Annotated in this window: 4 protein-coding genes, 2 tRNA genes, 3 rRNA genes and 1 pseudogene; 6 read left to right on the top strand and 4 right to left on the bottom strand. The window is 59.8% G+C overall.

The annotated features are described in order from the left end of the window. The first annotated feature begins 37 nt into the window (after window positions 1–37). The 5 genes from R2N16_RS25135 to rrf all read left to right on the top strand — a co-directional run bounded on the left by R2N16_RS25135 (window position 38) and on the right by rrf (window position 5,207). Window positions 38–1,575, top strand: a 16S ribosomal RNA gene (locus tag R2N16_RS25135). A 60-nt stretch (window positions 1,576–1,635) separates the two neighbouring features. Beyond that, window positions 1,636–1,712: transfer RNA gene (locus tag R2N16_RS25140), tRNA-Ile, on the top strand. Between the two features lie 36 nt (window positions 1,713–1,748). Then, window positions 1,749–1,824: transfer RNA gene (locus tag R2N16_RS25145), tRNA-Ala, on the top strand. Window positions 1,825–2,094: 270 nt separating this feature from the next. Further along, window positions 2,095–4,973, top strand: a 23S ribosomal RNA gene (locus tag R2N16_RS25150). Between the two features lie 121 nt (window positions 4,974–5,094). After that, window positions 5,095–5,207 (top strand): 5S ribosomal RNA (gene rrf / locus R2N16_RS25155). Together the 16S, 23S and 5S rRNA genes with 2 tRNA genes alongside form the textbook arrangement of a ribosomal RNA operon. Before the next feature lie 173 nt (window positions 5,208–5,380). On the opposite strand, the gene R2N16_RS25160 is transcribed toward rrf, so the two are convergent. Then, entirely contained in the window at window positions 5,381–6,571 is a 1,191-nt protein-coding gene (locus R2N16_RS25160) for a M20 aminoacylase family protein (RefSeq protein WP_316669721.1), read from the bottom strand. A gap of 276 nt (window positions 6,572–6,847) precedes the next feature. On the opposite strand from R2N16_RS25160, the gene argE reads away from it, so the two are divergent. After that, window positions 6,848–8,050, top strand: coding sequence for an acetylornithine deacetylase (argE, locus tag R2N16_RS25165; protein ID WP_316669724.1), 1,203 nt, complete (start codon window positions 6,848–6,850; stop codon window positions 8,048–8,050). Between the two features lie 55 nt (window positions 8,051–8,105). Here the strand turns inward: argE and R2N16_RS25170 are convergent, their stop codons facing one another. From R2N16_RS25170 to R2N16_RS25180, 3 genes and pseudogenes are all read right to left on the bottom strand, one after another. After that, complete coding sequence (locus R2N16_RS25170; RefSeq protein ID WP_316669726.1) at window positions 8,106–9,263, bottom strand: ABC transporter substrate-binding protein; 1,158 nt, start codon at window positions 9,261–9,263, stop codon at window positions 8,106–8,108. A gap of 148 nt (window positions 9,264–9,411) precedes the next feature. Further along, complete coding sequence (locus R2N16_RS25175) at window positions 9,412–11,127, bottom strand: PTS fructose transporter subunit IIC (protein WP_316669727.1); 1,716 nt, start codon at window positions 11,125–11,127, stop codon at window positions 9,412–9,414. Between the two features lie 50 nt (window positions 11,128–11,177). Then, a pseudogene (locus tag R2N16_RS25180) lies at window positions 11,178–11,597 on the bottom strand (PfkB family carbohydrate kinase); the annotation flags it as partial. Window positions 11,598–11,726 lie beyond the last annotated feature (129 nt).

Below are 11,726 nucleotides of genomic sequence, written 5' to 3' on the forward strand. Positions count from 1 at the left end.
GTGAGCGACCGCTCGTAAAGAGCGAAAACAGCAGATTGAACTGAAGAGTTTGATCCTGGCTCAGATTGAACGCTGGCGGCATGCCTTACACATGCAAGTCGAACGGCAGCATGATCTAGCTTGCTAGATTGATGGCGAGTGGCGAACGGGTGAGTAATACATCGGAACGTGCCCTGTAGTGGGGGATAACTAGTCGAAAGATTAGCTAATACCGCATACGACCTGAGGGTGAAAGTGGGGGACCGCAAGGCCTCATGCTATAGGAGCGGCCGATGTCTGATTAGCTAGTTGGTGGGGTAAAGGCCCACCAAGGCGACGATCAGTAGCTGGTCTGAGAGGACGATCAGCCACACTGGGACTGAGACACGGCCCAGACTCCTACGGGAGGCAGCAGTGGGGAATTTTGGACAATGGGCGAAAGCCTGATCCAGCAATGCCGCGTGTGTGAAGAAGGCCTTCGGGTTGTAAAGCACTTTTGTCCGGAAAGAAATGGCTCTGGTTAATACCTGGGGTCGATGACGGTACCGGAAGAATAAGGACCGGCTAACTACGTGCCAGCAGCCGCGGTAATACGTAGGGTCCAAGCGTTAATCGGAATTACTGGGCGTAAAGCGTGCGCAGGCGGTTGTGCAAGACCGATGTGAAATCCCCGAGCTTAACTTGGGAATTGCATTGGTGACTGCACGGCTAGAGTGTGTCAGAGGGGGGTAGAATTCCACGTGTAGCAGTGAAATGCGTAGAGATGTGGAGGAATACCGATGGCGAAGGCAGCCCCCTGGGATAACACTGACGCTCATGCACGAAAGCGTGGGGAGCAAACAGGATTAGATACCCTGGTAGTCCACGCCCTAAACGATGTCAACTAGTTGTTGGGGATTCATTTCCTTAGTAACGTAGCTAACGCGTGAAGTTGACCGCCTGGGGAGTACGGTCGCAAGATTAAAACTCAAAGGAATTGACGGGGACCCGCACAAGCGGTGGATGATGTGGATTAATTCGATGCAACGCGAAAAACCTTACCTACCCTTGACATGCCACTAACGAAGCAGAGATGCATTAGGTGCTCGAAAGAGAAAGTGGACACAGGTGCTGCATGGCTGTCGTCAGCTCGTGTCGTGAGATGTTGGGTTAAGTCCCGCAACGAGCGCAACCCTTGTCTCTAGTTGCTACGAAAGGGCACTCTAGAGAGACTGCCGGTGACAAACCGGAGGAAGGTGGGGATGACGTCAAGTCCTCATGGCCCTTATGGGTAGGGCTTCACACGTCATACAATGGTGCATACAGAGGGTTGCCAAGCCGCGAGGTGGAGCTAATCCCAGAAAATGCATCGTAGTCCGGATCGTAGTCTGCAACTCGACTACGTGAAGCTGGAATCGCTAGTAATCGCGGATCAGCATGCCGCGGTGAATACGTTCCCGGGTCTTGTACACACCGCCCGTCACACCATGGGAGTGGGCTTTACCAGAAGTAGTTAGCCTAACCGCAAGGAGGGCGATTACCACGGTAGGGTTCATGACTGGGGTGAAGTCGTAACAAGGTAGCCGTATCGGAAGGTGCGGCTGGATCACCTCCTTTAAGAGCGTGCATCCGACGTTAGGCGTCCACACTTATCGGTTTGTTTGATGTTACAGCCAAGGGTCTGTAGCTCAGGTGGTTAGAGCACCGTCTTGATAAGGCGGGGGTCGTAGGTTCAAGTCCTACCAGACCCACCAAGTTACGGACGGTGGAAGTTGTTCTCTGCCGTGACTGGGGGATTAGCTCAGCTGGGAGAGCACCTGCTTTGCAAGCAGGGGGTCGTCGGTTCGATCCCGTCATCCTCCACCAATACCTTCTGGTTGCCAAACGCAAGCATCGACAGAGATGTCGATGAATGCGGTGTTTGCGTTTGGCCTAGCCAAGACGAGTGAAAGCTCGGCTGTTCTTTAACAATATGGAATGTAGTAAAGGTGTCGCGGTGCGTTGATGAGACGCACATACAAAACGCGACACTGGGTTGTGATTGTATCAACCAGTATTACCAGAGCAATCGAAAGATTGTCTTGGAATACGGCACAACGCGAGAACTCAGCCTATAGCGAGACATACTCGTTATAGGGTCAAGCGAATAAGTGCATGTGGTGGATGCCTTGGCGATTACAGGCGATGAAGGACGTAGTAGCCTGCGAAAAGCTGCGGGGAGCTGGCAAACGAGCTTTGATCCGCAGATATCCGAATGGGGAAACCCGGCCCGAATGGGTCATCCCTTGCTGAATACATAGGCAAGGGAAGCGAACGCAGTGAACTGAAACATCTAAGTAGCTGCAGGAACAGAAATCAACCGAGATTCCCAAAGTAGTGGCGAGCGAAATGGGATCAGCCTTGTACTCTTTAGCAGTATTGTTAGCAAAGCGGAATGGAAAGTCCGGCCATAGTGGGTGATAGCCCCGTATGCGAAAACAGTATTGTGGAACTAGGTGTACGACAAGTAGGGCGGGACACGTGAAATCCTGTCTGAAGATGGGGGGACCATCCTCCAAGGCTAAATACTCGTAATCGACCGATAGTGAACCAGTACCGTGAGGGAAAGGCGAAAAGAACCCCGGGAGGGGAGTGAAATAGATCCTGAAACCGCATGCATACAAACAGTCGGAGCCTGGAAACGGGTGACGGCGTACCTTTTGTATAATGGGTCAGCGACTTACATTCAGTGGCAAGCTTAACCGATTAGGGAAGGCGTAGCGAAAGCGAGTCCGAATAGGGCGTTCAGTCGCTGGGTGTAGACCCGAAACCAAGTGATCTATCCATGGCCAGGTTGAAGGTGCGGTAACACGTACTGGAGGACCGAACCCACTAACGTTGAAAAGTTAGGGGATGAGCTGTGGATAGGGGTGAAAGGCTAAACAAACTTGGAAATAGCTGGTTCTCTCCGAAAACTATTTAGGTAGTGCCTCGTGTCTCACCTTCGGGGGTAGAGCACTGTCATGGTTGGGGGGTCTATTGCTGATTACCCCGCCATAGCAAACTCCGAATACCGAAGAGTGCAATCACGGGAGACAGACATCGGGTGCTAACGTCCGGTGTCAAGAGGGAAACAACCCAGACCGCCAGCTAAGGTCCCTAAATATTGCTAAGTGGGAAACGAAGTGGGAAGGCTAAAACAGTCAGGAGGTTGGCTTAGAAGCAGCCACCCTTTAAAGAAAGCGTAATAGCTCACTGATCGAGTCGTCCTGCGCGGAAGATGTAACGGGGCTAAGCAATATACCGAAGCTGCGGATGCACGTAAGTGCATGGTAGGAGAGCGTTCTGTAAGCCTGTGAAGGTGTCTTGTAAAGGATGCTGGAGGTATCAGAAGTGCGAATGCTGACATGAGTAGCGATAAAGGGGGTGAAAGGCCCCCTCGCCGTAAGCCCAAGGTTTCCTACGCAACGTTCATCGGCGTAGGGTGAGTCGGCCCCTAAGGCGAGGCAGAGATGCGTAGCTGATGGGAAGCAGGTTAATATTCCTGCACCGTCGTATGATGCGATGGGGGGACGGATCGCGGAAGGTTGTCCGGGTGTTGGATGTCCCGGTCCCTGCATTGGAGATGGCACTTAGGCAAATCCGGGTGCGTGATTCAAGGGTGTGGGGCGAGCGACTTTAGGTCGCGAAGCAATTGGAAGTGGTTCCAAGAAAAGCCTCTAAGCTTCAGTCATACGAGACCGTACCGCAAACCGACACAGGTGGGCGAGATGAGTATTCTAAGGCGCTTGAGAGAACTCGGGAGAAGGAACTCGGCAAATTGGTACCGTAACTTCGGGATAAGGTACGCCCTTGTAGTTTGACTGGCTCGCGCCAGAAGGACGAAGGGGTTGCAATAAAATGGTGGCTGCGACTGTTTAATAAAAACACAGCACTCTGCAAACACGAAAGTGGACGTATAGGGTGTGACGCCTGCCCGGTGCCGGAAGATTAAATGATGGGGTGCAAGCTCTTGATTGAAGTCCCGGTAAACGGCGGCCGTAACTATAACGGTCCTAAGGTAGCGAAATTCCTTGTCGGGTAAGTTCCGACCTGCACGAATGGCGTAACGATGGCCACACTGTCTCCTCCCGAGACTCAGCGAAGTTGAAGTGTTTGTGATGATGCAATCTCCCCGCGGCTAGACGGAAAGACCCCATGAACCTTTACTGTAGCTTTGCATTGGACTTTGAACCGATCTGTGTAGGATAGGTGGGAGGCTTTGAAACCGGGACGCTAGTTTCGGTGGAGCCGTCCTTGAAATACCACCCTGGTTTGTTTGAGGTTCTAACCTTGGCCCGTGAATCCGGGTCGGGGACAGTGCATGGTAGGCAGTTTGACTGGGGCGGTCTCCTCCCAAAGTGTAACGGAGGAGTTCGAAGGTACGCTTGGTACGGTCGGACATCGTACCTAAAGTGCAATGGCAAAAGCGTGCTTAACTGCGAGACCGACAAGTCGAGCAGGTGCGAAAGCAGGACATAGTGATCCGGTGGTTCTGTATGGAAGGGCCATCGCTCAACGGATAAAAGGTACTCTGGGGATAACAGGCTGATACCGCCCAAGAGTTCATATCGACGGCGGTGTTTGGCACCTCGATGTCGGCTCATCTCATCCTGGGGCTGTAGCCGGTCCCAAGGGTATGGCTGTTCGCCATTTAAAGAGGTACGTGAGCTGGGTTTAAAACGTCGTGAGACAGTTTGGTCCCTATCTGCCGTGGGCGTTGGAATCTTGACGGGGGCTGCTCCTAGTACGAGAGGACCGGAGTGGACGTACCGCTGGTGTACCTGTTGTCTCGCCAGAGGCATCGCAGGGTAGCTATGTACGGAAGAGATAACCGCTGAAAGCATCTAAGCGGGAAACTTGCCTGAAGATGAGGATTCCCTGGAGACTTGATCTCCCTGAAGGGTCGTTCGAGACCAGGACGTTGATAGGCTGGGTGTGGAAGCGCAGTAATGCGTTCAGCTAACCAGTACTAATTGCCCGTGCGGCTTGATCCTATAACCGGTATGTTTCCGGCTGGGTCTGCCTTGTGCCTGATACTCACAAATCACAACCCCTACACACTACATTCCCATATTGGCGGCGTTGACCCTCAGTCAGCGACGCAACAAGTCATAGCCTGGTGACCATAGCGAGTCGGTACCACCCCTTCCCATCCCGAACAGGACCGTGAAACGACTCCGCGCCGATGATAGTGCGGATTCCCGTGTGAAAGTAGGTCATCGCCAGGCTCTCCCCTCAACACCCCAGCTCTCCTACAGAGCTGGGGTGTTTGCTTTGGAACGACAGATCGCATGCATCGATCTGCACGCCACATCCAACCTCCTCGTCCCTCCGCTCTCCCCTCATCAAAAGAAAAAAACCTCCGGAAGGGAGGCTTTGGGTGTTCACGCGAGCGGGCTGACTAACTACGTGCCAAGAATTTCTCGACCAGGCGAACCCAATATGTCGCGCCCAACGGCAGCAACTCGTCATTGAAGTCGTAGCTTGGATTGTGCAGCATGCACGGGCCCAGACCGTGGCCTTGCTCGCGGTGGTCACCGTCGCCGTTGCCAATGAAGGCAAAGCAGCCGGGCTTCTCGATCAGCATGAACGAGAAATCTTCGGCACCCATGGTCGGATCGATATTTGCGTCAACGTTATCCGCGCCGACCAGCTCACGCATGATGGCCGCCGCGAATTGCGTTTCAGCTTCCGTGTTCACGGTCGGGGGATAGTTGCGATGGAAGACGAAGTCGACCGTGCAATCGTATGCAGCGGCGATGCCTCTAGAGACTTCCTCCATACGGCGTTCGATCAGGTCCAGCACGTCGGTGGAGAAGGTGCGTACCGTACCGCCGATCCAGGCTTCGTTCGGGATGATGTTGGTCGCATCGCCGGCATGGAACTGTGTGACGGAGAGGACGGCGGTGTCGATCGGGCGCTTGTTGCGCGTGATGATGCCTTGCAGCGCCGATACCACCTGAGCCCCGACGAATACCGGATCGTTCCCGTTGTGCGGCAGCGCCGCGTGCGCGCCCTTTCCCTTGATCGTGATGCGGAACTCGTTGCTCGATGCCATCAGCGCGCCCGCTCGCGTCCCGAAAGCGCCGACCGGCACGCCCGGCCAATTGTGCAGACCGAAGACGGCGTCGCACGGAAATCGATCGAACAGGCCGTCCTTGATCATCTCGCGTGCGCCGCCGCCACCTTCTTCTGCGGGTTGGAAGATGAGGTTTACGGTGCCGCTGAAATTGCGGTGCTTGGACAGGTAGTGTGCGGCACCGAGCAGCATTGCCGTGTGACCGTCGTGGCCGCACGCGTGCATCTTGCCGTCGTGCTTGGAGCGATGCTCGAACTGGTTGGCCTCGGCAAGCGGCAGCGCATCCATATCGGCGCGCAGGCCGATGCTCTTGCCTTCACCGTTGCGGATAACTCCGACCAGGCCGGTCTTGCCCAAGCCGCGATGTACTTCGATGCCCCATTCGGCGAGCTTGGCCGCGACCAGATCGGAGGTCCGCTGTTCTTCGAAGCACAGTTCGGGATGCGCGTGGATGTCGCGGCGCAGCGCCTGGATCTCGGGCTGCGCGGCTTGGATTTCTGGGATCAGCTTCATGGGATGCTCGTGTTCTGGCTGAAAGTTCGGAATCACGTTCGATGATACGCCGAAGGGCGATTTCTGACCCGCCACCAGCCCAATTGCTCAGTTCGTCCATGCAGTTTCGTATGGATTCTTCACCCGGTGGCTTGCGTGCTCTCGCATACAGACGAAGTCGAACGGCCGAAACGCCTACACTGGAGGTCCGCCAATTGACCGCGCGCCGCCGATGCCGGGCTTCCCGCTGCGGCTCTCCGAGCGCTACGTGAACGACCTCGAGCCCACCAGCCCATCATGTCTGCCGACGCCATCGCCGCTGCTTCGCAACCTTCCGACGAAGTTCTGCAATTGATCCGCACGCTGGTTGCGTTCGATACGGTCAGCCGCAATTCCAATCTTGGCTTGATCGAGTGGGTGCGCGACCGCTTGCGCTCGCAGGGTGCGGAGTGTCGACTCACGTACGACGCGACCGGTGGCAAGGCGAATCTGTTTGCAACGCTGTCGCCAGGGCGCAAGCCGGGGCTGGTGTTGTCAGGGCATACCGATGTGGTGCCGGTCGATGGCCAGCCGTGGGATACGAACCCGTTTGATGCACAGATCCGCGACGGCCGCCTGTATGGGCGCGGCACGGCCGACATGAAGAGCTTCATTGCCGTGGCGCTCGCACATGTGCCCGCGTTCATGGCCGCGGAGGGCGATGCCAGCTTTCATCTCTCGCTGTCGTACGACGAAGAGATCGGCTGCGTGGGCGTGCGCAGCCTGCTGCGTGATCTGGAGGCCAGCGGCATTCAGCCTGCGGGCTGCATTGTCGGTGAACCCACCTCGATGCGCGCCATCATTGCGCACAAGGGCAAGCGCGAATACCGATGCTGCGTGCGCGGCAAGGAGGCGCATTCGGCGTTGACGCCGCAGGGCGTGAATGCGATCGAGTTTGCGGCGTTGCTGATCGCGCATATCCGTTCGCTGGCCGCGCGTCTGGCGGCAGAAGAGGCGCGCGACGTGGCCTTTGTCGTGCCCCACACCACCTTGAACACCGGCACGATCAAAGGTGGCATTGCCACCAACGTGGTGCCGCGCGATTGCGAATTCACCTTCGATTTCCGCTATCTGCCGGGCACGGATCCGGACTGGCTTTTCGGCGAGGTCGAGCGTTATGCGCAACAGACGCTGCTGCCGCAGATGCGCGAGCTTTCTGCCGACGCGGACATCAGCTTCGCCATGAAAGCCAATACACCAGGCCTGTCGATTGCGCCGTCGCACGCGTTGGTGACGCTGGCGCAAGCGCTGGCCGATAGCCGTGGCGCGGTCGGCAAGGTGGACTATGGGACGGAAGCGGGACTGTTCTCGCGCGCGGGCATTCCGACCGTGGTGTGCGGCCCGGGCAATATCGAGCAGGCCCACAAGCCTAACGAGTACATCGAACTCGCGCAGATCGCGCAGTGCGAAGCGTTCATGCGGCGGCTCGCGCAGCGGCAGCCGCAGTTGCAGCCGGCTTGAACGCAAAAAAAACGGGCACGTGGCCCGATTTCCTTTCTTCATTTGTGATACGCGGTCAGCGGATCACTTGGCCGTTCGAATTGATGATCGTCATCTCAACGAACTTGGAGCCAACGTGGTTGGATGGCGAGAAGTTCACGTTGAAGCCACCCACGTCGTAGTTGCCCATCGACTCCAGTGCCCCGACGAATTTTTCGCGCGTCAGGTCGCGGCCGGCACGCTTCAGACCTTCAACGAAGACGCGCGCTGCGACGTAGCCCTCGATGCTTCCGTAGTCGAAATCGGTAATGCCGTCCGATTTGAGCAGCTTCTGGTAATCGCGTACCACGGGCGATGCGCCGCTATACGGATACGGCATCACTTGAGAGATGATCACGCCGCCGCCGGCCTTGCCGAGCGCGTTGGCGAGTGCCTTGGTGCCGACAAACGACACGTTGTAGAACTGGCCTGCGTAACCCTGTTCCTGCGCACCTTTCACGAGGGCGGCCACAGTCTGGTACGCGCTGATGACAACGATGGCATCGGGCTTCTGCGCCAGCACGGTGCTGACCGGGCCTTTTACGTCGGTGGTGTTACGCACCACGCTGGCTTGGGCCACGAGCGTCACGCCCTGGCTTGCCGGCAGCTTGAGCGCGCGCTGCACGCCATCGAGGCCGGCCTTGCCGTAGGCGTCGTCGTTATAGACGACGGCGATGCGCTTGAGGCCCGTGGTGTGGATCTGCTGGACGATCGCGGCAGTTTCGTCGTTGTAGCTGGCGCGGACGTGAAAGACGTTGCGCGCGAAGGGCTCACGCAGCGCCGAGGCACCGGAGTACGGCGCAAAGAACGGCACGCCCGCCGGGTTGGCGATCTTCAGCGCCGCCAAGCTGGTCGGTGTACCGACATAGCCGAACAGGGCGAAGACCTTGGTGTCGTCGATCAGCGTCTTGGTGTTGCGGGCCGTCGCATCGGGCTCGTAGAAATCGTCGAGCACCTTCAGCTCGATCTTGCGTCCGTTGATGCCGCCTGCGGCGTTGACAGCGTTGAAGTACAGCTGGGCGCCGCGGTTCATCTGCTGGCCGAGCTGTGCCGCTGGGCCGCTCATCGGCGCCGATTGGCCGACGATGATCGCGTCGTTGGTCACGCCCGTCTCGGCGCGCGCGCCGCTTGATGCCATGCCGATGAGGCCCGCTGCGAACATGGCCAGCAGCCCGGTGATTCTGCGAGATTGCATTGCTCTCCCCCGAGAGTTGATTTGCCCGGCATCATAGCTAAACGGGCAGGGCAGGCAAACAGAATCGGGCGGATTGCGTCGCTTTTGAGCGTTTTTGAGACAGAGAAGCCGCGCGATGTGCACGGCTTCCATCACACGGGGCGCCGTTTCAGCGGGCTTCAGCCACCCGGCGCTTCATCACTGCAAGCAGCACGGCGGTAACGACCGTGCCGGCAACCAGTGCTGCCACGTAGCCGCCCAGGTGCGTCACCGCGTTCGGGATCGGCAGCACGAATGCCCCGCCGTGCGGCACGCGCAGTTCCACCCCGAACAACATGGATAGGGCGCCCGCGCAGGCTGAGCCCGCCACGAGCGCAGGAATCACGCGGAACGGGTCGCGGGCCGCGTACGGGATCGCTCCCTCGCTGATGAAGGCGAGGCCGAGCACGGCGGTGGCCCGTGCCGCCTGGCGTTCGTCTTGGGTGAACCGCGACGGGAACAGCCATGCTGCGAGAGCGATGCCCAGCGGCGGTGTCATGCCTGCAGCCATGGTGGCCGCCATGGGTGTGTAGACCTGTGCGCCAATCAGCCCGGTGCTGAAGGCATACGCAGCCTTGTTGATGGGGCCGCCCATGTCAAAGGCCATCATGCCGCCCAGCAGTGCGCCCAGCGGTACCGCGTTGGCGCCCTGCATGCCGCGCAGCCAGGTCGTGAGGGAGGTGAGCAGCGCGGCAACCGGTGCACCGACCACATACAGCATCACCAGGCCGGTCAACAGGCAGCCGAGCACCGGCAGGATCAGCACCGGTTTCAGCCCTTCCAGATTGCGCGGCAGCTTCAGCCAACGGTTGAGCGCCTCGGTGCCATAGCCGGCAACGAACCCGGCCACGATGCCGCCAAGAAACCCGGCCCCGAGGCTGGCGGCCAGCATGCCGCCGACCATCCCGGGTGCAATACCCGGCCGGCTGGCGATCGAATAAGCGATGTATCCGGCGAGCACGGGCACCATCAACGCAAAGGCCGACTTGGCACCGATCTGGAACAGTGCGCCGCCCAGCGTGTGGCCGGCCGAGGCGTCGGTCACGTAGATGCCACCCAGCGCAAACGCCAGCGCGATGAGAATGCCGCCCGCCACCACGAAGGGCAGCATGAACGACACACCGGTCATCAGGTGCTTGTACGGGCTGGAGCGCTGCTGTTCGGCGGCGGGGGCCGCGGCGTGCGTCGACTGCGCCGTCCCAGGCGCGTCCAAGGAGGCCTCATCGAATGCTCGGCGGATCAGCGCTTGTCCATCGTGGATGGCGGCCTTGGTGCCGGCGCGGAAGACGCGTTTGCCGGCAAAGCGTGACAGGTCCACCTGCGTATCGGCGGCAATCAGCACGAGATCCGCGCTTGCGATGGCCTCAGCCGACAGCGTGTTCTGTGCGCCCACCGAGCCCTGCGTTTCCACGTGGATCGTGTGGCCGAGTGCGCCGGCGGCCTGCGTGAGCGCCTCGGCCGCCATGAAGGTGTGGGCGATGCCGGTCGGGCACGATGTGATGGCAACGATGCGTTTAGCTTGCACGCCGGTTTTCGGAACGGTCGGGATGTTGTGCATCATGCGGGCCAGCACGGTCCGGGCGTCGGCGAGCACTTCGTCAAGCGTGACTTCAAGCGTGCGCGGATTGGCATGGCGAGCTGCCTCATCGGGCGTGAGCCCGGCCCAGACGACGGCCTCGGCGGTGGCCAGGGTCGCCGTGTCGACGACCGAGCCGGTGTCCGGGCCACGCACGTCCACGTCGAGCGTGCAGCCCGACTCGCGTGCCGCGTGGCGCAGGGCCGCACCGGCGAGCATCGCGCGTGTGGTGCGGCCGTCTGCACCGAGAATTGCCAGCAGGTTTGCCATGATCGGCTCCTTGAATGCGTTGAGCGTGTGACGATGCGATGGACGGGGCGTCAGGCCACGCGCTGCATCTGGACGGCGGCCGCGCGTTCGCGCACCTGCTCCTGAGCCGGCAAGTGCGGGCCCAGGCGCTGCAGCTTGCATGCGGCAAAGGCCACCGACAGGCGCACCGTCTCTTCCATGCCAGCACCGGCATGCCAGCCGGCCAGCACGCCGGCGACCATGGCGTCGCCCGCGCCGACGGTACTGGCGGCGCGCACAGGCGGGAGGCTCGCTTGCCATGTGCCTTGTGCCGTGACGAACAGCGCGCCGTCCTCGCCCAGCGACACGATGACCTGCGCCACGCCACGCGCATGGATGGCGCGTGCCACGTCCACCGTTTCAGCCAGCGTGGGCAGCAATGTACCTGCCCACAGTTCCAGTTCGTGCCGGTTTGGCTTGATGGCCATCGGCAGGGGGGCGGGGGGGGCGGCGCGGCCCGGGGGCGGGGGGGGGGGGGGGGGGGGGGGGCGGGGCGGGGGGGGGGGGGGGGGGGGGGGGGGGGGGGGGGGGGGGGGGGGGGGGGGGGGGGGGGGGGGGGGGGGGGGGGGGGGGGGGGGGGG

Source organism: Ralstonia psammae, assembly GCF_958405935.1.
GTDB lineage: Bacteria > Pseudomonadota > Gammaproteobacteria > Burkholderiales > Burkholderiaceae > Ralstonia > Ralstonia psammae.